This window comes from Pseudomonas sp. CM27 (genome assembly GCF_013179515.1).
Lineage (GTDB): Bacteria > Pseudomonadota > Gammaproteobacteria > Pseudomonadales > Pseudomonadaceae > Aquipseudomonas.
The window spans coordinates 1-23,996 of record NZ_JABMCN010000008.1; the positions used below are offsets into that span (position 1 = coordinate 1).

Below are 23,996 nucleotides of genomic sequence, written 5' to 3' on the forward strand. Positions count from 1 at the left end.
TGGGCTTTGTCGACGCCTAGCGCCAGGCCGGCATTGTTGACCAGCAGGTCGATCTGCAGCTTGGCATCGGCAATCTGCTCCATCGCCGTCCCGAGTGATACCGGGTCGGTAACGTCCAACGCCAGGGGGATGAAATTGACCCCCAGTTCTGTCTCCAGCGCCTGCAGCTTGTCCAGGCGCCTGGCGCCGCCCAGCACACGGTAGCCTTTGGCAATCAGTGTGCGGCAGATGGCCCGGCCGAACCCCGAAGAGGCGCCAGTCACGAATGCAGTTTTCATCAGTTTTCTCCAAATGGGTGGGTCAGACCAGGTATTTGACGCCCAGGCTGGTGAACAGGCAGAGCATCGAGAACACCAGCGCCTTGCGCACCACTTCATTGCCTTTGCGCAGGGCCAGGGCACTGCCCAGGTGGTTGCCGAGAATGTTGCAGGCCACCAGCGGCAGGGCCAGCAGGTACACGACCTTGCCGGCGATGACGAAGGCCACCAATGCACCGATGTTGGAGGCGAAATTGAAGGTCTTGGAGTTGGCCGAGCTGGACACCAGGTCCATTCGCAGCAGGTAGTGGAAGGCAATGATGAACATGCTGCCGGTGCCCGGGCCGAAGAATCCGTCATAGAAGCCGATGGCAAGGCAGGTAAGCGGAACTACGGTGTAGAGCACCCGCGATGACAATTCACGCTCCTCGACTGGCCGGTCCTTTGGTGTCAGGAAGATAAGGATGCCGAACGGGATCAACGCCAGGATGATCTTGCCTACGGTCTCCTGGGGGATGGAGACGATCAGATGCGCGCCCAGGTAGGCACCAAGCAACGAGAATGGCACCCCGACCAGCGCCACCTGCCAGACCATCCTGCTGTTGGCCAGAAAGTTTCGAATAGCAGCCAACGTGCCCAAGGTACTGACCAGCTTCTCCTGGCCCAGCGCGACCTGCGGCGGCATGCCGACCAGCAGAAACCCTGGGACCAGAAACAACCCGCCGCCACCTGCGATGCTGTCGACAAACCCGGCGACAAATGCAATCGCCCCGAGCATCAGGATCGCCAACAACCAGTGTTCCGCCCAAAAGGCTCCTAACAGTTCCATAGCAGTACTTCCATCGAGTCGGTGAAAAAGATCAGGAGAGGACTTCGTACAGGTGGTCCGCTCGCGCGAAATGCACCCGGTTCAAGTCGTTGACCGCAAACAGACGTAACAGCCAGCGGTCGGCACCATCGTTCTGCGGCTCGAAGCCATCGCGGGCGTGCAGCACACGCTGGTTCTTGAAGATCATGAAATCACCCGGCAGCAACAGGTGCGGTTCGTCGAAGCGGCGGGTTTCCAGCACCGATCGCAGGTTTGCCAGAGCCTGCTCTGCACGCAAGTTCAGCCCGTGGGTGTTCTCGCTGTCGAAGCGGCACAGCCATTCACCGGCGTGACCACGGGCCAGCACCGGCAGCTCGGCCGTGCACCGACGATTGCCGGTAAACGAGTCGGGGCGGCGGACTTCGAACTGCGGCAGGGAAAGCTCACGAACCGCCGAGGCAGGTAATGCCGCCACTACCGCATCAAGATTGACCAGCGTCGTGCTGATGCGCGGGTCACAGCGCATGCCGAAGAACGAGAGATATTCCGGGCAGCAGGACGCCGTGCCAAGTGGCTCGGATGACAGCGGCAAGTCCGGGTTATCCACATGGTAGGAAAAGCGCAACCGCGAGCCATGGGAACTCTTGTGGCTGGATGCATTGCGCGACGGGATGACGTGGCGGAACAGCCGGCCGTTGTTCTCCCCTTCGTAAACGATCGGGTTGATACCCATCAGGCTCTGCATGCTCAGTGTTACCAAGCAGGCAATTGGCGTACTCCCCGGGCTTAGCACACCGGAATAAGGAGTGGGCGGGATGTCCCGATCCCGGGGGCAGTTGCGCACGATCATGCTGGTCAGGTGCGGGTCTTCGACAAACCCGCGAATCTGCTGGCACAACCCCTTGCCCAGCACCTCCTGAGCCTGGTCCCTGAGCTGTGGGTAAAGCTCCTTGCTGGTCTCGAAATCGAGAGGGGTGTTGTTCAGCAGGGTTTGCCAGGCACTGGAGCTAACCCAGGGCAGGCGGATCTCAAGTGAAGCCTGAGGCTCAGTCACTTGATGCAGGTGTGCGCTTTCCATTTCGAGTGTTATTCCATTGAGCTGGCTCGAGGCCGTTCGATGTCGTGCTAGGCCGGGCAGAGGCGGCAGACGTTATAATTTTTACCTTTCACAGCGGTGTGACGACAGGTAGAGGCAACCGGCAGGTCGCGCTCACATTGCATCGACTCAATCATTGTAATTACAAAAATAAAATCGATTCAATCCATTTCTGCGAAGCAAATAGATGCTGATTGAATCGATTCAATCAACTTATTGATTTCAAAAGGTTTCTGGTCGATGGCGCAATGCTCAGGGCGTCCAGTCCGACGTGGAGTAGGCGGAGGACGAACAAGGCCGACATAAAGCGCAGTACGCAAGCATGGCAATCAAGGTAATTTACCCGCAGGAAAACACAATTACTCCTATAAGACCTTTCGTGCTAGGCTTTCGCGTTCTCGCAGATTCTGGTGCCATTTCCATGTGGGTTCCTCACTACAGCGACCTGGCGCAGCCGGTCTACCTGATGATCGCCGATGCTCTTGAGCAGGACATTGGCAACGGCCGGCTGGTGGCAGGCGAACGTCTGCCAACGCTCAAGGACCTCGCCGAGTCCTTGAACGTGACACCCGGCACTATCGGGCGCGCCTATGACGAAGCGGCCAAACGCGGCCTGGTAGTGGGCGAAGTCGGGCGGGGTACCTTCGTCCTGCAGCAACGCCAGGCGCAAACGCCTCCCCCGTCAACACGCCAAACGCCGATACCGCCCGAGCGAGAAAGCGGCCAGATCGACCTGTCGATCATCAAACCCGATGACGCGCACATGACGGACTGGCTGCGGGGGGCCATAACCGAACTGGCCCAGTCACCCGACCTGGTGCAAGTACTCGACTACGTGACCGAGGGCGGCCATGCCACCCATAAACAAGCCGGCGCGGCCTGGATTCAGCGTTGGTTGCCGGAAGCGCGCTGGCAACAGGTGGTGCTGACCTCGGGCGCCCAGCACGGCCTGCTGGTAGCCATCAGCAGCCTGTCGAAGAATGAAGACGTGGTGTTGTGCGAGTCCTTCTGCTACCCGGGCATCATTTCCCTGGCCCATAGCATGGGGCGCCGTCTGCGCGGCGTGGCCATGGACGAGCACGGGCTGATCCCCGAAGCACTGCGTGCGGCGTGCCTGGAGCACCGCCCTTCCCTTCTGGTGTGTGTCACCACTCACCAGAACCCGACCAACACCATCATGCCCCACGCACGGCGCCAGGCCATCGCCGAAATCGCCCGCGAGTTCGACCTGTTCATCGTCGATGATGATATCTACGGTTTTCTCGAACCCGCGCCGGACTACAAACCCCTGGCTGCCTATGCGCCAGAGCGCTCGGTGTACCTCACCAGCCTGTCCAAGAGCGTGCTGCCTGCGCTGCGCATCGGCTACCTTTATGCGCCGCCGCAAACGCTCTCACGATTATCGTCGATGGTGCGCAGCAGTGTCTGGATGCCCTCGCCGCTGATGGCACAATTGGCCAGCAACCTGATCAACAGCGGCATGGCCGACCGCCTGGTGCAGGTGCAGCAGGAGGAAGCGGCGGCGCGCCAGTGCATGGCGCAGCAGATTCTTGGCAAGTACAAGATCCGCAGCCAGCCCAACAGCTTCCACATCTGGCTGGAGTTGCCCGCCCCCTGGACCAGCGACGAGTTTGCCAACCTGGCCCGCAGCAACGGCGTCACGGTGGTGAGTGGCAGCCAGTTCCTGCCCGAACGTAGCAACGCCACCTGTGGGGTGCGGATTGCGCTGATGACACCAAGCCGTCAGGAACTGGGCTTTGCATTGACCAAGCTGGTCAGCTTGCTGGATTCGCCGGAGCCGCGGCTGTTCTATTGAAGCGCTGCCTGATATCAGCCAACGAGGTGTAGCAGAACGGCCCCAGCCAGAACGAGGCTCACGCCCACTACCTGAAAACAGGACAATCGCTCGCGATAGAAGAAGAAACCAAGTACTGCGGCGATGCCTCCCGACAGTGTGCTGATCACCGTGACGATGGAAATCGAACCATTCAGCACCCCCCAGGAAAAAGCAGAAAAACCACCCAGGTTGAACAGGCTGGCACTACACAATGTCGCATAGGTTCTTGGCCTAATGGCCGACCAGCACCTCATCAGCCTGAGCGCCTCGGGCATCAGGAAGATCACCCCTACTGCATACCCTAGCGCCAACATGTTCACAGGGCCGAGCGATGGCAGCGCATATTTACCTTGGAGCCAGAAACTGACGCCGTATAGGGCCGCAGCCAACAGAGCGAACGCAACTGGCAACCGGCTCATCGGACGCCCCTGTTCACCAGACCGGTTACCGCTGCTACTGGCCAATAACACACCGATGAAACAGGTCAGCAAGGCAATAAACTGCCAAGGCGACAATTCCTCACCACCGAGCCAGGCCAACAGCGTGGTAAAAACTCCGTAAGTGGTTACCAGCGGAGCCACAACAGCTGTCTTGCCGATAGCGAAGGCTTTGGAAAGCGACAATGCACCCAACACCGTGCAAAGCGCCGCAACGCTGCCAAGGAGCAATGCCGGTACAGGTGCCGTCAGCATCCTTTCCAATTGAGTTGCCGACAGAAAGATGATCAGGCACATCAGCAGCAGGCCCAATACCTGCCCAAAGAACACGGCTCGGCGAATGCCAACCGCTCGGGCGTTTACACCTACCAGAAAATCCGTAGCGCCCCAGAAAACGGCTGCTACCAAACCCATGATGACGTCCATGTTTCCAGCTCCTCAGCCTGCCTAGGAGGAGATAGTAAACAGTGAGGGCGGCAAGCAGTTGCAACACCAGCTAATTCAGAAGCGTCCTACATAGGAGGCCTGCCCATAAAAAAACCCAGGGCAATGGCCCTGGGTTTTGCTCTAGCTGGACAACTTCACGCTCTGATCAGAACGGAATATCGTCATCGAAGCTGTCGAAGTCAGCTGCCGGCTGCGGTGCTGCCTGCTGCGGTGCAGGGCGCTGCTGCTGTTGCTGCTGCGGGCGCTGGGCCTGCTGGCGTGGCGGGGCCTGGTTGTACTGTTGCTGCTGGCCGCCCTGGTTGTAGTTGCCGCCGGCCTGGTTGTACGGGTCACCGCCCTGCTGCTGACCTTGTGGACGGCCGCCCAGCAGCTGCATGGTGCCGTTGATGTCGACGATGATCTCGGTGGTGTAACGCTTGATACCGTCTTTTTCCCACTCGCGGGTCTGCAGCTTGCCTTCGATGTAGCACTGCGAACCCTTGCGCAGGTACTCGCCAGCAATTTCGGCAACCTTGCCGAACAGCGACACACGGTGCCACTCGGTACGCTCGACCTTCTGGCCCGACTGTTTGTCGGTCCACTGCTCGCTAGTAGCCAGGCTCAGGTTGGTCACGGCGTTACCGTTGGGCAGGTAGCGGACTTCGGGATCCTGGCCACAGGTGCCGACCAGAATGACTTTGTTAACCCCACGGGCCATAACGTTCTCCTAGGCTTCGCACGCCGAAGAGGCCGGGTTTACCAGGCGCTCGAGGGTCGTACGGTCCAAAATTTTCGTATCCAGTTTGATATAGATGGCGGATTCTTCTTCCACCACAACGGCGTCGGTCACACCCGGCACAGCCATCAGGCGCTCGGTCAGGCCGGCTTCCCGGACTGCCTCTGGCGTCAGCGGCATACGCAGGCTGGTCACATAGGGCGGCTCGTTCATGCGCAAGGCAACGACCAGCCAGATGGCACACAGCACCGCGCAACCCAGGAACACCATGTTCAGCCCGCCGTGCTGGAACAACCAGCCACCGAGGATTCCTCCCAGGGCAGCACCGAGGAACTGGCTGGTGGAATACACCCCCATTGCCGTCCCCTTGCCACCTGCAGGCGACACTTTGCTCACCAGTGAAGGCAACGATGCCTCCAGCAGGTTGAATGCAGTAAAGAATACCACGGTGCCGATCACCAGTCCGCGCAAACCGTCAGCCCACTGCCAGAAGAACAGCTCCACCAGCAGCAACACACTGACCGCCCCGGCCAGTACGCGTTTCATCTTGCGCTTTTTTTCGCCGTAGATGATGAACGGTACCATTGCAAAAAATGAGATGAACAACGCGGTCAGGTATACCCACCAGTGCTGCTCCTTCGGCAGGCCGCCGCGCTCGACAAAGGCCAGTGGCAGTGCGACGAAGCTGGCCATGAGAATGGCATGCAGGACGAAAATGCCCACATCCAGGCGCAGAAGGTCCGGGTGGCGCAGGGTCGGGCCGATTGCCTGGCGTGCCACCCCCGACTCTCGGTGCTGCAGGATGCTGTGGGTGTTGGGCACGACGAACGCGATCAACAGGATACCCACCAGGGCAAGTCCTGCCGTTGTCAGGAACAATCCTGACAACCCGAATGCACTTGTCAGCAAGGGGCCGACAACCATGGCCACGGCGAACGACAGGCCGATGCTCATGCCGATCATGGCCATCGCCTTGGTCCGGTGCTGCTCGCGGGTAAGGTCGGACAACAATGCCATGACCGCTGCGGAAATCGCCCCGGCGCCCTGCAGGATACGCCCGGCGATCACCCCCCAGATGGAGTCGGCCTGCGCCGCCAGTACGCTGCCCAGGGCGAAGATCACCAGCCCCAGGTAAATCACCGGCCGGCGGCCGATACGGTCGGAAATCATCCCGAACGGAATCTGCAGCACTGCCTGGGTCAGGCCATAGGCACCGATGGCCAGGCCGATCAGTGCGGGGGTTGCACCGGCCAGGTCCATGCCGTAGGTAGCCAGCACCGGCAGGACCATGAACATGCCCAGCATACGAAAGGCAAAGACCAGGGCCAGGCCGCCAGCAGCGCGGGTTTCGCCGCTGCTCATGCGCTCGTTGTGGGTGTCGTGCATGGATTAACCTCGTATGAACCGGCGGCGATTCTATCAGTCCGACAGCTTGAGGGCATCTACGCGACGCTTTGCCGCGTACTGGCAGGGCGCCGTATACTTCTTTGTTTATGCCCGCCGAGCGAGGCCGCAGTGGACAAGATCCTGATTCGTGGGGCACGTACCCACAACCTGAAGAACATCGACCTGACCCTGCCCCGGGACAAACTCATCGTGATCACCGGCCTGTCCGGTTCCGGCAAGTCGTCCCTGGCGTTCGACACCCTGTACGCCGAAGGCCAGCGCCGCTACGTGGAATCGCTGTCGGCCTACGCCCGGCAATTCCTGTCGATGATGGAAAAGCCTGACGTCGACACCATCGAAGGCTTGTCGCCAGCCATTTCCATCGAGCAGAAGTCGACTTCGCACAACCCGCGCTCCACGGTCGGCACCATTACCGAAATCTACGACTACCTGCGCCTGCTGTACGCCCGCGTGGGTACCCCGCGCTGCCCGGACCATGACATTCCGCTGGAAGCGCAAACGATCAGCCAGATGGTCGACCTGGTGCTGGAGCGCCCGGAAGGCAGCAAGCTGATGCTGCTGGCGCCGGTGATACGCGAGCGCAAGGGTGAGCACCTGGCGGTATTCGATGAGCTGCGCGCTCAGGGTTTCGTGCGCGCCCGGGTCAACGGCAAGCTCTACGAGCTTGACGAGCTGCCAAAACTCGACAAGCAGAAGAAGCACAGCATCGATGTGGTGGTCGACCGCTTCAAGGTTCGCGCCGACCTGCAACAGCGCCTGGCCGAATCGTTCGAGACCGCGCTGAAGCTGGCCGACGGTATTGCCCTAGTGGCGCCGATGGACGACGAGCAGGGCGAAGAGACGATCTTCTCCGCGCGCTTCGCCTGCCCGGTATGCGGCCATGCGATCAGCGAGCTGGAACCGAAGCTGTTCTCCTTCAACAACCCGGCCGGCGCGTGCCCGACCTGCGACGGCCTGGGGGTGAAGCAGTTCTTCGACACCAAGCGCCTGGTCAACAGCGAGCTGACCCTAGCCGAAGGCGCCATCCGCGGCTGGGACCGGCGCAACGTATACTACTTCCAGATGCTCGGCTCGCTGGCCGCGCATTACGGTTTCAGCCTGGAAGAGCCCTTCGGCGAGCTGTCGGCCGAGCATCAGAAGGTGATCCTGCAGGGCAGTGGCAAGCAGAGCGTCGACTTCAAGTACCTCAACGACCGGGGCGATATCGTCAAGCGCTCGCACCCGTTCGAAGGCATCGTGCCGAACCTGGAGCGCCGCTACCGCGAAACCGAGTCGGCCACCGTGCGTGAAGAACTGGCCAAGTTCCTCGGTACCCAGCCTTGCCCGGATTGCCGCGGCACCCGCCTGCGCCGCGAGGCACGCCACGTGTGGGTGGGCGAAAAAACCCTGCCGGCGGTGACCAACCTGCCCATCGGTGATGCCAGCAACTACTTCGCCGAGCTGACCCTGACCGGTCGCCGTGGCGAGATCGCGGCGAAGATCCTCAAGGAAATCTGCGAACGCCTGCAGTTTCTGGTCAACGTCGGCCTCGACTATCTCACCCTCGACCGCAGCGCCGATACCCTGTCCGGTGGCGAAGCCCAGCGAATTCGCCTGGCGAGCCAGATCGGCGCCGGCCTGGTCGGGGTAATGTACATTCTCGACGAACCGTCCATCGGTCTTCATCAGCGCGACAACGACCGCCTGCTGGCCACCCTCAACCACCTGCGCGACCTTGGTAACACGGTAATCGTGGTGGAGCACGACGAGGACGCCATCCGCCTGGCCGACTATGTCGTCGATATTGGCCCGGGGGCGGGTGTGCACGGCGGCCAGATCGTCGCCGAGGGCTCGCCGCAGGAGGTCATGGACCACCCTGACTCGCTGACCGGCAAGTACCTGTCCGGGCGCAAGAAGATCGCCGTGCCAGCCAAGCGCACGCCGCGCAACAAGAAGCTGCAGCTCAAGCTCAAGGGCGCGCGGGGCAACAACCTGCAGAACGTCGACCTGGAAGTCCCGATCGGCCTGCTGACTTGCGTGACGGGAGTGTCCGGCTCGGGCAAGTCGACGCTGATCAACAACACCCTGTACCCCTTGGCCGCTACCGCCCTGAATGGTGCCAGCAGCCTGGAAGCGGCAGCGCACAGCAGCATGGATGGCCTGCAGCACCTGGACAAGGTGGTGGATATCGACCAGAGCCCGATCGGCCGCACGCCGCGCTCCAACCCGGCCACCTACACCGGCATCTTCACGCCGATCCGCGAACTGTTTTCCGGCGTGCCGGAATCACGCTCGCGGGGTTACGGCCCCGGGCGCTTTTCGTTCAACGTCAAGGGTGGCCGTTGCGAGGCTTGCCAGGGTGATGGCCTGATCAAGGTGGAGATGCACTTCCTGCCGGACATCTACGTGCCGTGCGACGTGTGCAAGAGCAAGCGCTACAACCGCGAAACCCTGGAGATCAAGTACAAGGGCAAGAACATCCACGAAGTGCTGGAAATGACCATCGAGGACGCCCGCGAGTTCTTCGATGCGGTACCAGCGCTGGCGCGCAAGCTGCAAACGTTGATGGATGTAGGCCTGTCGTACATCAAGCTGGGTCAGTCGGCAACCACGTTGTCTGGCGGCGAGGCGCAACGGGTGAAACTGTCACGCGAGCTGTCCAAGCGCGATACCGGCAAGACCCTGTACATCCTCGATGAACCGACCACGGGCCTGCACTTCGCCGACATCCAGCAGTTGCTCGACGTGCTGCATCGCCTGCGCGACCACGGCAACACTGTGGTGGTGATCGAGCACAACCTGGATGTGATCAAGACCGCCGACTGGCTGGTGGACCTGGGGCCGGAAGGTGGTTCCAAAGGTGGGCAGATCATTGCCTGCGGTACGCCGGAAGAGCTGAGCACGATGAAACAGTCGTATACCGGGCATTACCTGAAACCGCTGCTGGAGCGGGACCGGGCCTGAATACATCCGACAACATGAAAAAGCCCCTGATACCGAAGGTGCCAGGGGCTTTTTCATGATCTGTGGATAACTTACATCTGCGACTGCAGGTAGTTTTCCAGGCCGATCGCCTTGATCAGGCCCTGCTGCTTTTCCAGCCAATAGGTGTGATCTTCTTCGGTATCGGCCAGCTGTGCACGCAGGATGTCACGGCTGACGTAGTCCTTGTGCAGCTCGCACAGCTCGATGCCCTTGCATAGCGCGCCACGGACCTTGTACTCGAGCTTGAGGTCCGCCTCGATCATCTCCGGCACGGTGCTGCCCACTTCCAGGTCGTCCGCGCGCATGTCGGGGGTGCCTTCGAGCATGAGGATGCGGCGCATCAGGGCATCGGCGTGCTGCGTCTCTTCTTCCATCTCGTGGTTGATACGCTCGTAGAGCTTGGACAGGCCCCAGTCTTCGTACATACGCGAATGAATGAAGTACTGGTCGCGTGCCGCCAGTTCGCCCTTCAGCAACGTGACGAGGTAGTTGATTACGTCCGGGTGACCTTGCATCGCCCTGCTTCTCCATGTGAATACGTCTATGCCACACAGTGTGAACCAGCTTTTGCCCGCGGTCACTGAAAAACGCGCAATTAGAAGCAAAAAATCGGCTAAACAGTAGTGATATTCATTGAAAAACCGCCCAAATGAGGGCGGTTCTTCTTATCACTTCGACTTAGGCAAGATTGACGCCCAAAGCCTTGGCAATGCCTTCGCCGTACGCCGGGTCGGCCTTGAAGAAGTACTGCAACTGCCGTTGCACCACGTCCAGGCTTACACCTGCCATGGTGCCGGCGATGTTGTCGATCAGCAGGGCCTTCTGCTCGGCACTCATCAAGCGGAACAGGGCGCCGGCGTGGCTGTAGTAGTCGCTGTCCTCGCGGTGATCGTAGCGGTCTGCCGAACCACTCAGGGCCAGTGCAGGCTCGGCGTGGCGCGGCGACTGTTTCGGTGCCTCGGCGTAGCTGTTGGGCTCGTAGTTGGGCGCACCCGCATAACTGCCAGTGGCCATGGAGCCGTCCCGTTGATAGCTGTTCACCGCGCAGCGTGGCGCGTTCACAGGCAGCTGCTGGTGGTTGGTCCCCACGCGGTAGCGATGCGCATCAGCGTAGGCGAATACACGGCCTTGCAGCATGCGGTCCGGCGACAGGCCGACACCGGGCACCATGTTGCTTGGCCCGAACGCCGCCTGCTCCACTTCGGCGAAATAGTTGAGCGGGTTGCGGTTCAGCTCCAGCACCCCCACTTCGATAAGCGGGTGATCCTTCTGCGACCAGGTCTTGGTCACATCGAACGGGTTTTCGCCGCGGCTCGCCGCCTGGTCTTCGCTCATCACCTGAATGCACACGGTCCAGCGTGGGTATTCGCCGCGCTCGATGGCCTCGAACAGATCACGCTGGGCATAGTCCGGGTCGGTACCTGCCAGCCGTGCAGCATCTGCCGGAGTGAGGTTCTTGATACCTTGCTGGGTCTTGAAGTGCCATTTGACCCAGGTGCGCTCGCCCTCGGCGCTGATCAGGCTGTAGGTGTGACTACCAAAGCCATGCATGTGGCGATAGCCGTCCGGAATGCCGCGGTCAGAGAACAGGATGGTGACCTGGTGCAGAGCCTCGGGGGAGTGCGACCAGAAGTCCCACATCATCTGGGCGTTCTTCAGGTTGGATTGCGGGTGGCGTTTTTGCGTGTGGATAAAGTCCGGGAACTTGAGCGGGTCGCGAATGAAGAACACTGGCGTGTTGTTGCCAACGATGTCCCAGTTGCCTTCCTCGGTATAGAACTTGACCGCGAAACCGCGCGGGTCGCGCTCGGTATCCGCAGAGCCACGCTCGCCACCTACAGTGGAGAAGCGCAGGAAGGTCTCAGTCTGCTTGCCGATCTGCTCGAACAGCTTGGCGCTGGTGTAGCCGGTGATGTCGCGGGTAACGGTGAAGGTGCCATACGCACCCGAGCCCTTGGCGTGAACGCGGCGCTCAGGGATGTTCTCGCGATTGAAGTGGGCAAGCTTCTCGATCAGGTGAAAGTCGTCGAGCAACAGCGGGCCACGTGGGCCTGCGGAACGGGAGTTCTGGTTGTCAGCTACAGGTGCACCGCTGGCGGTGGTGAGAATCTTGCTCATGGGCTCTCCTTATCGGGCTTCAAGCGCCGGCTAATCGGCTATGGGGAGAGTATCGACGAGCAAGTTCATAAGTACAAATGTATTACATGACTTTCATCAATAGAAAATAACAATATATGCACACACAAAAAACCGGGCACTAGGCCCGGTTCTTTGTAGCAGACAGAACGTCTTACTCAGCAGCTTCTACAGCACCGCCGACCGGACGATCAACCAGCTCGACGTACGCCATAGGCGCGTTGTCGCCAGCGCGGAAACCGCACTTCAGGATGCGCAGGTAGCCGCCCTGACGGGTGGCGTAACGCTTGCCCAGGTCGTTGAACAGTTTGCCAACAGCGGACTTCGAACGGGTACGGTCGAAGGCCAGACGGCGGTTAGCAACGCTGTCTTCCTTGGCCAGGGTGATCAGCGGCTCGGCAACGCGACGCAGTTCCTTGGCTTTCGGCAGGGTGGTTTTGATCAGCTCGTGCTCGATCAACGACACTGCCATGTTCTGGAACATAGCCTTGCGGTGAGAGCTGGTACGGCTCAGGTGACGTCCACTTTTACGATGACGCATGATTCATTCCTTACCAAACACTACGTTCGGTGATTACGACGATCAGGCGGTCGCCTTGTCGTCTTTCTTAAGACTTGCAGGCGGCCAGTTGTCGAGGCGCATGCCGAGAGACAGACCACGAGAGGCCAGGACGTCCTTGATTTCAGTCAGGGACTTCTTGCCCAGGTTAGGAGTCTTCAACAGCTCTACTTCGGTACGCTGAATCAGGTCGCCGATGTAGTAGATGTTCTCCGCCTTGAGGCAGTTGGCCGAACGTACAGTCAGTTCCAGGTCGTCAACCGGACGCAGGAGGATCGGATCGATCTCGTCTTCCTGCTCGACTACGACAGGCTCGCTGTCACCTTTGAGGTCGACGAACGCGGCCAGCTGCTGTTGCAGGATGGTCGCAGCGCGGCGGATAGCCTCTTCAGGATCCAGGGTGCCGTTGGTTTCCAGATCGATGACCAGCTTGTCCAGGTTGGTACGCTGTTCAACACGGGCGTTTTCGACCACATAGGCGATACGACGCACCGGGCTGAACGAAGCGTCCAACTGCAGACGGCCAATGCTACGGCTTTCGTCTTCGTCGGTTTGACGGGAGTCAGCCGGCTCGTAACCACGACCACGAGCTACAGTGAGCTTCATGTTCAGGGCGCCATTCGACGCCAGGTTCGCGATTACGTGATCGGGGTTGACGATCTCGACATCGTGATCCAGCTGAATATCGGCAGCGGTAACCACCCCCGAACCCTTTTTCGACAAGGTCAGCGTAACTTCGTCACGACCGTGCAGTTTGATAGCCAGGCCTTTCAGGTTCAACAGGATTTCAATTACGTCTTCCTGAACACCTTCGATCGCGGAGTACTCGTGGAGTACGCCATCGATCTCGGCCTCGACTACTGCACAGCCAGGCATGGAGGACAACAGGATGCGGCGCAGCGCGTTGCCCAGGGTGTGGCCGAAACCACGCTCGAGAGGCTCGAGCGTAATCTTGGCGCGGGTCGGACTGACTACCTGCACATCAATGTGGCGGGGAGTCAGGAACTCATTTACCGAAATCTGCATGGATGCACCTATTTTCTAGCCCTTACTTGGAGTAGAGCTCGACAATCAGGTTTTCGTTGATGTCGGCAGACAGGTCGCTGCGAGCAGGAACGTTCTTGAAAACGCCCGACTTTTTAGCAGCATCCACGTCAACCCACTCAACGCGGCCACGCTGGGCGCACAGTTCAAGGGCTTGAACAATGCGCAGCTGAGCCAACGACTTCTCGCGGACCGCGACCACGTCACCCGGACGAACTTGGTAGGATGGAATGTTTACAGTCTTACCGTTGACGCTGATCGCTTTGTGCGAAACCAGCTGACGCGACTCGGAACGAGTCGAGCCGAAGCCCATACGGTAAACGACGTTATCCAGACGGCACTCGAGCAGTTGCAGCAGGTTCTCACCAGTTGCGCCTTTTTTCGAGGCTGCAGCTTGGTAGTAACCGCGGAACTGACGCTCCAGAACACCGTAGATACGACGGACTTTTTGTTTCTCGCGCAGCTGGGTACCGTAGTCGGACTGACGGCCACGGCGCTGGCCGTGGATACCTGGGGCTGCTTCGATGTTGCACTTCGATTCCAGAGCGCGAACGCCGCTCTTCAGGAACAGATCGGTGCCTTCACGACGAGACAGTTTGCATTTTGGACCAATGTAACGTGCCATTCTTCTGTCTCCTGATTACACGCGACGCTTCTTCGGCGGACGGCACCCGTTATGCGGGATTGGCGTCACGTCGGTGATGCTGGCGATCTTGTAGCCGCAGCTGTTCAATGCACGAACGGCGGACTCACGACCTGGACCTGGACCCTTGACGTTAACGTCGAGGTTCTTCAGACCGTATTCCAGCGCAGCTTGACCAGCACGCTCGGCAGCAATCTGGGCTGCGAACGGGGTGGATTTGCGCGAACCACGGAAACCCGAACCACCGGAGGTCGCCCAGGACAAAGCATTGCCCTGACGGTCGGTGATGGTCACGATGGTGTTGTTAAAAGAAGCATGGATGTGGGCGATGCCATCAACCACTGTCTTTTTGACTTTCTTACGAGGACGAGCAGCAGGTTTTGCCATGTCTATATTCCTGGGCGGTTACTTGCGGATCGGCTTACGCGGGCCCTTACGGGTGCGTGCGTTGGTCTTGGTGCGCTGACCGCGAACCGGCAGACCTTTACGATGACGCAGGCCGCGGTAGCAACCCAGGTCCATCAAGCGCTTGATCTTCATGTTGATGTCACGACGCAGGTCACCTTCGGTGGTGAACTTCGCGACTTCGCCACGCAGGGTTTCGATTTGCTCGTCGCTCAGATCCTTGATCTTAGCGGCTGGGTTTACACCAGCGTCTGCACAAATCTTATGTGCAGTTGTGCGACCGACACCATAGATGTAGGTCAGCGAGATAACAGTATGCTTGTTATCTGGAATGTTGACGCCTGCAATACGGGCCATTCAGTGGGACTCCAATTGACAGCTACCTACGCCCCGGAAGCCAAGAAATAGGGCGCGAGATAATATCGCTGTAGAAACGATTAATCAACCCAGCAGCACACTAGCTGCTGGGTTTGACGCAAATCACACTCAGCCTTGGCGCTGTTTGTGACGCGGTTCCGCGCTGCAGATCACTCGTACGACGCCTTCGCGACGGATGATCTTGCAGTTACGGCACAGCTTTTTCACCGATGCACGAACTTTCATTACCGACTCCTCGAACCTTAAGGGGCGTATCAGCGCAGCAAACCGCTGCCGCCGTAGCCTTTCAGGTTGGCTTTCTTCATCAGGGATTCGTACTGGTGCGAAACGAGGTGCGATTGTACTTGGGACATGAAGTCCATCACAACCACTACCACAATCAGCAACGAGGTCCCGCCAAGGTAGAACGGCACATTTGCTGCCACCACCAGGAACTGGGGCAGAAGGCAGACGGCCATCATGTATAGAGCACCGAACATGGTCAAACGGGTCAGAACGCCATCGATATAGCGCGCCGACTGCTCACCAGGACGGATACCCGGAATAAAGGCACCGGACTTCTTCAGGTTTTCCGCTACGTCTTTCGGGTTGAACATCAACGCTGTGTAGAAGAAGCAGAAGAAAATGATCCCTGCACTAAACAGCAGAATGTTCAACGGCTGACCAGGAGCGATCGACTGCGAGATGTCCTGCAGCCAGCCCATACCTTCGGACTGACCGAACCAGGCACCCAGCGAAGCCGGGAACAGCAAAATGCTGCTCGCGAAAATGGCCGGGATAACCCCCGCCATGTTCACCTTCAGCGGCAAGTGGCTGGTCTGCGCAGCAAAGACCTTGCGGCCCTGCTGACGCTTGGCGTAGTGAACGGCGATACGACGCTGACCACGCTCAATGAACACCACGAAACCGATAATCGCTACTGCCAGCAAACCGATTGCGACCAGGGCGAAAATGTTGATATCGCCTGTGCGTGCAGACTCGAAAGACTGCCCGATTGCTCTCGGAAGACCGGCAACGATACCTGCGAAGATCAACATCGAGATACCGTTGCCCACACCGCGCTCGGTGATCTGCTCGCCCAGCCACATCATGAACATCGCGCCAGCCACGAACGTGGAGACGGCGACGACATGGAAGCCCAGCCCTGCAGAAAACGCCACGCCCTGGTTGGCCAGGCCAATGGACATGCCAATGGCTTGAACCAGTGCCAGGATAACGGTGCCGTAGCGGGTGTACTGGCTGATCTTGCGACGGCCAGCTTCACCTTCCTTCTTCAACTGCTCCAGTTGCGGGCTGACCGCCGTCATCAGCTGCATGATGATCGATGCCGAGATGTACGGCATGATCCCCAGTGCAAAGATGCTCATGCGCTCAAGCGCGCCACCGGAAAACATGTTGAACAAGCTAAGAATGGTCCCCTCATTCTGCCGAAACAGATCCGCCAGACGGTCCGGATTGATGCCGGGAACCGGGATATGCGCACCTATCCGATAGACGATGATCGCCATGAACAGAAAGCGCAGACGAGCCCAGAGTTCCGACATCCCGCCCTTACCGAGCGAAGAGAGAGCACCTTGCTTAGCCATTTATTCCTCGAATTTGCCGCCAGCTGCTTCGATAGCCGCACGCGCACCCTTGGTGGCTGCGATGCCCTTGATGGTGACTGCGCGAGTAACTTCGCCAGACAGCATGATTTTCACACGCTGAATGTGCTGGTTGATCACGTTGGCATCCTTCAGGGATTGCACGGAGATCACGTCGCCTTCCACTTTGGCCAGCTCGGACAGACGCACTTCTGCGCGGTCCATGGCTTTCAGGGAAACGAAGCCGAATTTCGGCAGACGACGGTGCAGCGGCTGTTGACCGCCTTCGAAGCCAGGAGCGATCGAACCACCCGAACGGGAGGTCTGACCTTTGTGGCCACGGCCGCCGGTCTTACCCAGACCGCTACCGATACCACGACCTGGACGATGCTTTTCGCGACGGGAACCCGGCGCTGGACTCAGATCATTGAGTTTCATCGATTAGCCCTCGACCTTCAGCATGTAGTAAGCCTTGTTGATCATCCCGCGGTTCTCGGGAGTATCCTGGACTTCTACAGTGTGACCGATGCGACGCAGACCCAGACCCTTAACGCACAGTTTGTGGTTAGGGATGCGGCCCGAGACGCTCTTGATCAGCGTTACTTTTACGGTTGCCATGATCAGAAGATCTCCTCGACGCTCTTGCCGCGCTTGGCAGCAATGGATTCAGGAGATTGCATGGCTTTCAGACCCTTGAAGGTGGCGTAAACCACGTTCACTGGGTTGGTCGAACCGTAGCACTTGGCCAGAACGTTCTGAACACCAGCAACTTCCAGGACAGCACGCATTGCACCGCCGGCGATGATACCGGTACCTTCCGAAGCAGGCTGCATGTAAACCTTCGAGGCGCCGTGGGCAGCCTTGGTGGCGTACTGCAGGGTGGTGCCCTTCAGGTCAACCTGGATCATGTTGCGACGAGCAGCTTCCATGGCTTTCTGAATCGCGGCAGGTACTTCGCGCGACTTGCCACGGCCGAAGCCAACACGGCCCTTACCATCACCTACCACGGTCAGCGCGGTGAAGGTGAAGATACGGCCGCCTTTTACGGTTTTGGCAACGCGGTTAACTTGAACCAGCTTCTCGATGTAGCCTTCGTCGCGCTTTTGATCGTTATTTGCCATAACTTAGAACTCCAGCCCGCCTTCACGAGCAGCATCAGCCAGCGCTTTGACGCGGCCATGGTACTTGAAGCCGGAACGGTCAAAGGCAACTTGAGATACACCGGCGGCTTTCGCACGCTCAGCTACCAGCTTGCCAACCTTAGTGGCCGCGTCGATGTTGCCGGTGGCGCCATCACGCAGGTCTTTGTCCAAGGTCGAGGCGCTTGCCAGAACCTTGCTGCCGTCGGCCGAAATGACCTGGGCGTAGATGTGCTGCGAGGAGCGGAACACGCACAGGCGCACGACTTCGAGTTCGTGCATCTTGAGACGTGCTTTGCGAGCGCGACGCAGTCGAATAACTTTTTTGTCGGTCATTTGCTAGGCCCTACTTCTTCTTGGCTTCTTTACGACGGACTACTTCGTCCGCGTAACGCACACCCTTGCCTTTGTAAGGCTCTGGTGGACGGAAGTCGCGGATTTCAGCGGCCACCTGACCTACCAGCTGCTTGTCGATACCCTTGATCAGGATGTCGGTCTGGCTAGGTGTTTCAGCGGTGATACCGGCTGGCAGTTCGTAGTCCACTGGATGCGAGAAGCCCAGAGCCAGGTTCAGGACGGTGCCTTTAGCCTGCGCCTTGTAACCAACACCGACCAGCTGGAGCTTACGCTCGAAGCCTTGGCTTACGCCTTGGACCATGTTGTTGACCAGGGCACGGGTAGTACCGGCCATAGCACGAGCTTGCTGATCACCGTTGCGAGCGACGAAACGGAGTTCGCCGGAGACTTCGGAGACTTCAACAGACGAGTGAACGTTCAGTTCGAGAGTGCCCTTGGCACCCTTCACCGAAAGCTGCTGACCGGCGAATTTGACTTCGACGCCTGCTGGCAGCTTAACGGGGTTCTTAGCGACGCGAGACATGCCTATCTCCCCTTAGAACACTGTGCACAGAACTTCGCCGCCGACACCGGCAGCGCGCGCAGCGCGGTCAGTCATCACACCTTTGTTGGTGGAGACGATAGACACGCCCAGGCCGCCACGTACTTTCGGCAGGTCTGTAACGGCCTTGTACTGGCGCAGGCCAGGACGGCTGGAGCGCTTCAGCTCCTCGATGACCGGACGGCCTTCGAAGTACTTGAGCTCGATCGACAGAGAAGGCTTGGCCTCACCAGTAACCTGGTAACCGGCAATGTAACCTTCGTCTTTCAGAACTTTGGCAACCGCGACCTTCAGGGTAGAGGAAGGCATGCTTACGACGGACTTTTCAGCCATCTGGGCATTACGGATGCGAGTTAGCATGTCCGCTAACGGGTCCTGCATACTCATGGGCTAGATGCTCCTGATACAAGAATTATTAGCCTTGCGGCTATCACAACCACCCGAGCGGACAGGGTTAAACCCCAGGCTCAGGTGAGCCGGTCATTCTAGACACAAGGTAGAAACGAAACAAGCCCCATATAGGGGCTTGTTTGTTGGCGAGATCACCGGCGGTCGGAAGATTGCTCTCCTTACGCCGGGATCACACCTGCAGCGATTACCAGGAGGCCTTGACCAGACCTGGTACGTCACCACGCATTGCAGCTTGACGCAGCATGTTACGGCCCAGGCCGAACTTACGGTATACACCGTGAGGACGACCGGTCAGGCGGCAACGGTTGCGCAGACGCGCAGCGCTGGCATCACGTGGCTGCTTCTGCAGCGCAACAACGGCAGCGAAACGCTCTTCAGGAGAGGCGTTCACGTTGACGATGGTCGCTTTCAGCTCAGCACGCTTTTTGGCGAACTTGGCTACCGTGAGCTGACGCTTCAGCTCGCGGTTTTTCATGCTCTTCTTGGCCATTTTCCTACTCCAATCAGTTGCGGAACGGGAATTTGAATGCACGCAGCAGAGCGCGGCCTTCGTCATCCGAACGAGCAGTGGTGGTCAGGGTGATGTCCAAACCGCGCAGAGCATCGATCTTGTCGTAATCGATTTCCGGGAAGATGATCTGCTCTTTCACGCCCATGCTGTAGTTGCCACGGCCATCGAAGGACTTGGCATTCAGGCCGCGGAAGTCGCGGACCCGAGGCAGGGAGATCGCCAGCAGGCGGTCCAGGAATTCGTACATCTTGTCGCTACGCAGGGTCACCTTGACGCCGATCGGCCATCCTTCGCGGACTTTGAAGCCAGCGATGGATTTACGAGCGAAAGTCACGACCGGCTTTTGACCGGTGATCTTTTCCAGGTCGGCAACAGCGTGCTCGATGACTTTCTTGTCGCCGATCGCTTCGCCCAGACCCATGTTCAGGGTGATTTTGGTAACGCGCGGAACTTCCATCACGTTCGACAGCTTAAGTTCTTCCTTAAGCTTGGGAGCGATTTCGTTCCGGTAAATCTCTTTCAGTCGTGCCATGGTCTTCTACCTAGCAGTGTTCAAGCATCAACCGCTTTTTGGGTCGACTTGAAGACACGAATTTTCTTACCGTCTTCTACTTTGAAACCAACGCGGTCAGCCTTGTTGGTTTCGCCGTTGAAGATGGCAACGTTGGAAGCGTGCAGAGGCGCTTCTTTCTCGACGATACCGCCCTGAACGCCCGCCATCGGGTTAGGCTTGGTATGACGCTTGACCAGGTTCACACCACCGATGACCAGACGGTCATCAGCGAGAACCTTCAGCACCTTACCGCGCTTACCTTTGTCTTTGCCGGCGATCACGATGATCTCGTCGTCACGACGAATCTTTTGCATGTCGGATCTCCTTACAGCACTTCAGGGGCGAGCGAGACGATCTTCATGAACTTCTCAGTACGAAGTTCACGGGTCACTGGCCCGAAGATGCGAGTGCCGATCGGCTCTTGCTTGTTGTTCAGCAGAACAGCAGCGTTGCCGTCGAAACGAATGATGGAACCGTCAGCGCGACGGACACCGTGACGGGTGCGCACGACAACAGCAGTCATCACTTGGCCTTTTTTGACCTTACCGCGCGGAATTGCTTCCTTGACGGTAACCTTGATGATGTCACCGATGCCGGCGTAACGGCGGTGCGAACCGCCGAGCACCTTGATGCACATGACGCGACGAGCGCCGCTGTTATCGGCCACATCGAGCATGGATTGAGTCTGAATCATAAAATTTCTCCGACCCCTAGCCCTTAGACTTCAACAGCGCGTTCGAGGACTTCAACCAGTGCCCAGGACTTGGTCTTGGCCAGCGGACGGGTTTCGGTAATCGAAACTTTGTCGCCGATCTTGCACTGGTTGGTTTCGTCGTGCGCGTGCAGCTTAGTCGAACGCTTAACGTATTTACCGTAGATCGGGTGCTTTACGCGACGCTCGATCAGTACGGTGATGGTCTTGTCCATTTTGTCGCTGACGACACGGCCAGTCAGCGTACGGACGGTTTTTTCAGCTTCAGCCATGATCACTTACCTGCCTGCTGGTTGAGCACAGTTTTCACGCGAGCGATGTCACGCTTAACTTGCGAGAGCAGGTGCGACTGCCCCAACTGGCCAGTTGCTTTCTGCATGCGCAGATTGAACTGGTCGCGCAGCAGGCCGAGCAGTTGCTCGTTCAGCTGCTGTGCCGATTTTTCACGAAGTTCATTCGCTTTCATCACATCACCGTCCGCTTAACAAAGGAGGTGGCGAGAGGCAGCTTTGCAGCAGCCAGGGCGAAAGCTTCGCGCGCCAGCTCTTCAGAAACACCCTCGATCTCGTACAGGACTTTGCCTGGCTGGATCTGGGCAACCCAGTATTCCACGGAGCCCTTACCTTTACCCATACGAACCTCGAGAGGTTTCTTGGAGATCGGCTTGTCCGGGAACACACGGATCCAGATCTTGCCGCCACGTTTTACGTGACGGGTCAGGGCACGACGTGCCGACTCGATCTGGCGGGCGGTGAGGCGACCGCGAGCAACAGCCTTCAGGGCGAATTCGCCGAAGCTGACTTTGCTACCGCGCAGTGCCAGACCACGGTTGTGGCCAGTCATCTGCTTGCGGAATTTTGTACGCTTTGGTTGCAACATTTGGCGTACCCCTTACTTAGCAGCTTTTTTACGAGGCGCTGGTGCTTGTGGTTTCAGTTCTTCTTGGCGACCACCAATAACTTCGCCTTTGAAGATCCAAACCTTCACACCGATCACACCATAAGTGGTGTGAGCTTCGTAGGTGTTGTAGTCGATATCGGCACGCAGGGTGTGCAGAGGCACACGACCTTCGCGATACCACTCGGTACGAGCAATCTCGGCGCCGCCGAGACGACCGCTCACCTGGATCTTGATGCCCTTGGCACCAATACGCATGGCGTTCTGTACGGCGCGCTTCATGGCGCGACGGAACATTACGCGGCGTTCCAGCTGCTGAGCTACGCTCTGCGCAACCAGCATAGCGTCGAGTTCCGGCTTGCGGATCTCTTCGATGTTGATGTGCACAGGCACACCCATCTGCTTGGTCAGGTCCTGACGCAGTTTCTCAACATCTTCACCTTTCTTGCCGATAACGATACCGGGACGAGCAGTGTGGATGGTGATGCGTGCGGTTTGAGCCGGGCGATGAATATCGATACGGCTTACGGACGCGCTTTTTAGTTTGTCCTGGAGGTACTCACGTGTTTTCAGATCCTTCAACAGGTAATCTGCGTAAGTAGCGCCGTCTGCATACCAGACGGACGTGTGCTCCTTGACGATTCCCAGGCGAATGCCAGTGGGATGTACTTTCTGACCCATCTGATCGACTCCGTTACTTGTCCGCAACCTTGACAGTGATATGGCAAGACCGCTTGACGATGCGATCTGCGCGGCCTTTGGCACGCGGCATGATGCGCTTCAGCGAACGCCCTTCGTTGACGAAGACGGTGGAGACCTTCAGGTCATCAACGTCTGCGCCTTCGTTGTGTTCGGCGTTGGCAACGGCCGACTCGAGGACTTTCTTCATGATTTCAGCGGCTTTTTTGCTGCTGAAGGCCAACAGGTTGAGCGCTTCGCCCACCTTCTTCCCGCGGATCTGGTCGGCGACCAAGCGGGCTTTCTGGGCGGAGATTCGAGCGCCCGACAACTTAGCGGCTACTTCCATTTCCTAACCCCTTAACGCTTGGCTTTCTTGTCAGCCACGTGCCCACGATAAGTGCGGGTACCGGCAAACTCGCCCAGTTTATGGCCGACCATGTCTTCGTTCACGAGAACTGGAACATGCTGGCGACCGTTGTGAACCGCGATGGTCAGACCGACCATTTGTGGCAGGATCATCGAACGACGCGACCAGGTTTTAACTGGTTTGCGATCGTTCTTCTCCACCGCCACTTCGACCTTCTTCAACAGGTGAAGATCGATAAAAGGACCTTTTTTCAGAGAACGTGGCACTGTCGTATCCCTCTAGTTACTTGCGACGACGGACGATCATTTTGTCGGTACGCTTATTACCACGGGTTTTAGCACCCTTGGTTGGGAAGCCCCATGGCGATACCGGATGACGACCACCGGAGGTACGACCTTCACCACCACCATGTGGGTGGTCAACCGGGTTCATGGCAACGCCACGAACGGTTGGGCGAACGCCGCGCCAGCGTTTGGCACCTGCTTTACCCAGCGAACGCAGGCTGTGCTCGGAGTTCGAGACTTCGCCCAGGGTCGCACGGCACTCAGCCAGTACTTTACGCATTTCACCAGAGCGCAGACGCAGGGTCACGTAGACACCTTCGCGAGCGATCAGCTGAGCCGAAGCACCAGCGGAACGAGCGATCTGTGCACCTTTACCCGGCTTCAGTTCGATGCCGTGAATGGTGCTACCCACTGGAATGTTGCGCAGCTGCAGGGAGTTACCGGCCTTGATTGGGGCCAGGGTACCTGCGATCAGCTGGTCGCCAGCGCTCACGCCTTTAGGGGCGATGATGTAGCGACGCTCGCCGTCTGCGTAGCACAGCAGGGCGATGTGAGCAGTACGGTTCGGGTCGTATTCGATACGCTCGACAGTGGCTGGGATGCCATCTTTGTCGTTGCGACGGAAGTCAACCAGACGGTAATGCTGCTTATGACCACCACCAACGTGACGAGTGGTAATGCGGCCATTGTTGTTACGACCACCAGACTTCGATTTTTTCTCGAGCAGCGGTGCGTGAGGAGCGCCTTTGTGCAGCTCCTTGTTGACCACCTTGACCACGAAACGGCGGCCAGGGGAAGTCGGTTTGCATTTAACGATTGCCATGATG

Annotated in this window: 34 protein-coding genes; 2 read left to right on the forward strand and 32 right to left on the reverse strand. The window is 58.5% G+C overall.

Translation table 11 applies throughout. From position 1 onward, the window contains the following. The 3 genes from HP547_RS02060 to HP547_RS02070 all read right to left on the reverse strand — a co-directional run. A partial coding sequence (locus HP547_RS02060) for an SDR family oxidoreductase (RefSeq protein ID WP_172285385.1) occupies positions 1 to 278 on the reverse strand: 278 nt, incomplete at its 3' end. Between the two features lie 22 nt (positions 279 to 300). Beyond that, positions 301 to 1,086, reverse strand: coding sequence for a TSUP family transporter (locus tag HP547_RS02065; RefSeq protein WP_172285386.1), 786 nt, complete (start codon positions 1,084 to 1,086; stop codon positions 301 to 303). 31 nt (positions 1,087 to 1,117) lie between these two features. After that, positions 1,118 to 2,143 (reverse strand): TauD/TfdA family dioxygenase, encoded by a 1,026-nt coding sequence (locus HP547_RS02070; RefSeq protein ID WP_172230109.1) that lies wholly within the window; start codon positions 2,141 to 2,143, stop codon positions 1,118 to 1,120. Positions 2,144 to 2,582: 439 nt separating this feature from the next. On the opposite strand from HP547_RS02070, the gene HP547_RS02075 reads away from it, so the two are divergent. Further along, on the forward strand, positions 2,583 to 3,977 hold the full coding sequence (locus tag HP547_RS02075; RefSeq protein ID WP_172230112.1) for a PLP-dependent aminotransferase family protein: 1,395 nt from the start codon (positions 2,583 to 2,585) through the stop codon (positions 3,975 to 3,977). A 14-nt stretch (positions 3,978 to 3,991) separates the two neighbouring features. Here the strand turns inward: HP547_RS02075 and HP547_RS02080 are convergent, their stop codons facing one another. The 3 genes from HP547_RS02080 to HP547_RS02090 form a co-directional block, all read right to left on the reverse strand. Beyond that, positions 3,992 to 4,861 carry a DMT family transporter gene (locus HP547_RS02080; protein WP_172285387.1) on the reverse strand — a complete coding sequence of 290 codons (870 nt, stop codon included), beginning with the start codon at positions 4,859 to 4,861 and terminating at the stop codon, positions 3,992 to 3,994. 166 nt (positions 4,862 to 5,027) lie between these two features. Continuing rightward, entirely contained in the window at positions 5,028 to 5,579 is a 552-nt protein-coding gene (locus HP547_RS02085) for a single-stranded DNA-binding protein (protein ID WP_172230115.1), read from the reverse strand. 9 nt (positions 5,580 to 5,588) lie between these two features. Next, a complete protein-coding gene (locus HP547_RS02090) occupies positions 5,589 to 6,983 on the reverse strand; it encodes an MFS transporter (protein WP_172285388.1) in 1,395 nt (464 codons plus the stop codon). Positions 6,984 to 7,112: 129 nt separating this feature from the next. On the opposite strand from HP547_RS02090, the gene uvrA reads away from it, so the two are divergent. Further along, a complete protein-coding gene (gene uvrA, locus HP547_RS02095; protein WP_172285389.1) occupies positions 7,113 to 9,947 on the forward strand; it encodes an excinuclease ABC subunit UvrA in 2,835 nt (944 codons plus the stop codon). A gap of 71 nt (positions 9,948 to 10,018) precedes the next feature. Here the strand turns inward: uvrA and bfr are convergent, their stop codons facing one another. The 26 genes from bfr to rplB form a co-directional block, all read right to left on the reverse strand. Continuing rightward, positions 10,019 to 10,483, reverse strand: a complete 465-nt coding sequence (gene bfr, locus HP547_RS02100) for a bacterioferritin (RefSeq protein WP_003255449.1) — start codon at positions 10,481 to 10,483, stop codon at positions 10,019 to 10,021. Between the two features lie 163 nt (positions 10,484 to 10,646). Then, a complete protein-coding gene (locus tag HP547_RS02105) occupies positions 10,647 to 12,086 on the reverse strand; it encodes a catalase (protein WP_172285390.1) in 1,440 nt (479 codons plus the stop codon). Between the two features lie 172 nt (positions 12,087 to 12,258). Next, a complete protein-coding gene (gene rplQ / locus HP547_RS02110) occupies positions 12,259 to 12,645 on the reverse strand; it encodes a 50S ribosomal protein L17 (RefSeq protein WP_003255451.1) in 387 nt (128 codons plus the stop codon). 42 nt (positions 12,646 to 12,687) lie between these two features. Continuing rightward, the gene (gene rpoA / locus HP547_RS02115) at positions 12,688 to 13,689 is read right to left on the reverse strand and encodes a DNA-directed RNA polymerase subunit alpha (protein WP_003255452.1); all 1,002 of its coding nucleotides are present in this window, start codon (positions 13,687 to 13,689) and stop codon (positions 12,688 to 12,690) included. A gap of 22 nt (positions 13,690 to 13,711) precedes the next feature. Next, positions 13,712 to 14,332 (reverse strand): 30S ribosomal protein S4, encoded by a 621-nt coding sequence (gene rpsD, locus HP547_RS02120; protein WP_012270238.1) that lies wholly within the window; start codon positions 14,330 to 14,332, stop codon positions 13,712 to 13,714. Positions 14,333 to 14,347: 15 nt separating this feature from the next. Then, complete coding sequence (gene rpsK / locus HP547_RS02125) at positions 14,348 to 14,737, reverse strand: 30S ribosomal protein S11 (RefSeq protein WP_003255454.1); 390 nt, start codon at positions 14,735 to 14,737, stop codon at positions 14,348 to 14,350. A gap of 18 nt (positions 14,738 to 14,755) precedes the next feature. Beyond that, positions 14,756 to 15,112, reverse strand: a complete 357-nt coding sequence (gene rpsM, locus HP547_RS02130; RefSeq protein ID WP_172228320.1) for a 30S ribosomal protein S13 — start codon at positions 15,110 to 15,112, stop codon at positions 14,756 to 14,758. Between the two features lie 129 nt (positions 15,113 to 15,241). After that, positions 15,242 to 15,358 (reverse strand): 50S ribosomal protein L36, encoded by a 117-nt coding sequence (gene rpmJ / locus HP547_RS02135; protein WP_002555468.1) that lies wholly within the window; start codon positions 15,356 to 15,358, stop codon positions 15,242 to 15,244. 29 nt (positions 15,359 to 15,387) lie between these two features. Beyond that, positions 15,388 to 16,719 carry a preprotein translocase subunit SecY gene (gene secY / locus HP547_RS02140; RefSeq protein ID WP_003255459.1) on the reverse strand — a complete coding sequence of 444 codons (1,332 nt, stop codon included), beginning with the start codon at positions 16,717 to 16,719 and terminating at the stop codon, positions 15,388 to 15,390. Further along, a complete protein-coding gene (rplO, locus tag HP547_RS02145; RefSeq protein WP_003255461.1) occupies positions 16,720 to 17,154 on the reverse strand; it encodes a 50S ribosomal protein L15 in 435 nt (144 codons plus the stop codon). 3 nt (positions 17,155 to 17,157) lie between these two features. Continuing rightward, complete coding sequence (gene rpmD, locus HP547_RS02150; protein ID WP_011531895.1) at positions 17,158 to 17,334, reverse strand: 50S ribosomal protein L30; 177 nt, start codon at positions 17,332 to 17,334, stop codon at positions 17,158 to 17,160. Between the two features lie 2 nt (positions 17,335 to 17,336). After that, complete coding sequence (rpsE, locus tag HP547_RS02155) at positions 17,337 to 17,837, reverse strand: 30S ribosomal protein S5 (RefSeq protein ID WP_003255465.1); 501 nt, start codon at positions 17,835 to 17,837, stop codon at positions 17,337 to 17,339. A 3-nt stretch (positions 17,838 to 17,840) separates the two neighbouring features. After that, positions 17,841 to 18,191, reverse strand: a complete 351-nt coding sequence (gene rplR / locus HP547_RS02160; protein WP_003255467.1) for a 50S ribosomal protein L18 — start codon at positions 18,189 to 18,191, stop codon at positions 17,841 to 17,843. A gap of 10 nt (positions 18,192 to 18,201) precedes the next feature. After that, on the reverse strand, positions 18,202 to 18,735 hold the full coding sequence (gene rplF / locus HP547_RS02165) for a 50S ribosomal protein L6 (RefSeq protein WP_172285391.1): 534 nt from the start codon (positions 18,733 to 18,735) through the stop codon (positions 18,202 to 18,204). A 12-nt stretch (positions 18,736 to 18,747) separates the two neighbouring features. Then, complete coding sequence (rpsH, locus tag HP547_RS02170; RefSeq protein WP_003255471.1) at positions 18,748 to 19,140, reverse strand: 30S ribosomal protein S8; 393 nt, start codon at positions 19,138 to 19,140, stop codon at positions 18,748 to 18,750. Between the two features lie 208 nt (positions 19,141 to 19,348). Further along, positions 19,349 to 19,654, reverse strand: a complete 306-nt coding sequence (gene rpsN / locus HP547_RS02175; RefSeq protein WP_008089807.1) for a 30S ribosomal protein S14 — start codon at positions 19,652 to 19,654, stop codon at positions 19,349 to 19,351. Between the two features lie 13 nt (positions 19,655 to 19,667). Then, complete coding sequence (rplE, locus tag HP547_RS02180) at positions 19,668 to 20,207, reverse strand: 50S ribosomal protein L5 (protein ID WP_003255474.1); 540 nt, start codon at positions 20,205 to 20,207, stop codon at positions 19,668 to 19,670. Between the two features lie 20 nt (positions 20,208 to 20,227). Next, a complete protein-coding gene (gene rplX, locus HP547_RS02185) occupies positions 20,228 to 20,542 on the reverse strand; it encodes a 50S ribosomal protein L24 (protein WP_003255476.1) in 315 nt (104 codons plus the stop codon). Positions 20,543 to 20,553: 11 nt separating this feature from the next. Beyond that, complete coding sequence (gene rplN / locus HP547_RS02190; RefSeq protein WP_002555479.1) at positions 20,554 to 20,922, reverse strand: 50S ribosomal protein L14; 369 nt, start codon at positions 20,920 to 20,922, stop codon at positions 20,554 to 20,556. Between the two features lie 23 nt (positions 20,923 to 20,945). Continuing rightward, complete coding sequence (rpsQ, locus tag HP547_RS02195) at positions 20,946 to 21,212, reverse strand: 30S ribosomal protein S17 (protein ID WP_023534981.1); 267 nt, start codon at positions 21,210 to 21,212, stop codon at positions 20,946 to 20,948. Positions 21,213 to 21,214: 2 nt separating this feature from the next. Next, positions 21,215 to 21,406, reverse strand: a complete 192-nt coding sequence (gene rpmC, locus HP547_RS02200; RefSeq protein WP_002555481.1) for a 50S ribosomal protein L29 — start codon at positions 21,404 to 21,406, stop codon at positions 21,215 to 21,217. Then, positions 21,406 to 21,819 (reverse strand): 50S ribosomal protein L16, encoded by a 414-nt coding sequence (gene rplP / locus HP547_RS02205; RefSeq protein WP_003255479.1) that lies wholly within the window; start codon positions 21,817 to 21,819, stop codon positions 21,406 to 21,408. The genes rpmC and rplP overlap by 1 nt, the downstream gene beginning before the upstream one ends. A 12-nt stretch (positions 21,820 to 21,831) precedes the next feature. Then, entirely contained in the window at positions 21,832 to 22,518 is a 687-nt protein-coding gene (gene rpsC, locus HP547_RS02210) for a 30S ribosomal protein S3 (protein WP_003255481.1), read from the reverse strand. Positions 22,519 to 22,531: 13 nt separating this feature from the next. Next, the gene (gene rplV, locus HP547_RS02215) at positions 22,532 to 22,864 is read right to left on the reverse strand and encodes a 50S ribosomal protein L22 (RefSeq protein WP_003103908.1); all 333 of its coding nucleotides are present in this window, start codon (positions 22,862 to 22,864) and stop codon (positions 22,532 to 22,534) included. Between the two features lie 11 nt (positions 22,865 to 22,875). Next, a complete protein-coding gene (gene rpsS, locus HP547_RS02220; protein ID WP_003255482.1) occupies positions 22,876 to 23,151 on the reverse strand; it encodes a 30S ribosomal protein S19 in 276 nt (91 codons plus the stop codon). A 16-nt stretch (positions 23,152 to 23,167) separates the two neighbouring features. Then, the gene (gene rplB / locus HP547_RS02225; protein WP_172221131.1) at positions 23,168 to 23,992 is read right to left on the reverse strand and encodes a 50S ribosomal protein L2; all 825 of its coding nucleotides are present in this window, start codon (positions 23,990 to 23,992) and stop codon (positions 23,168 to 23,170) included. Positions 23,993 to 23,996 lie beyond the last annotated feature (4 nt).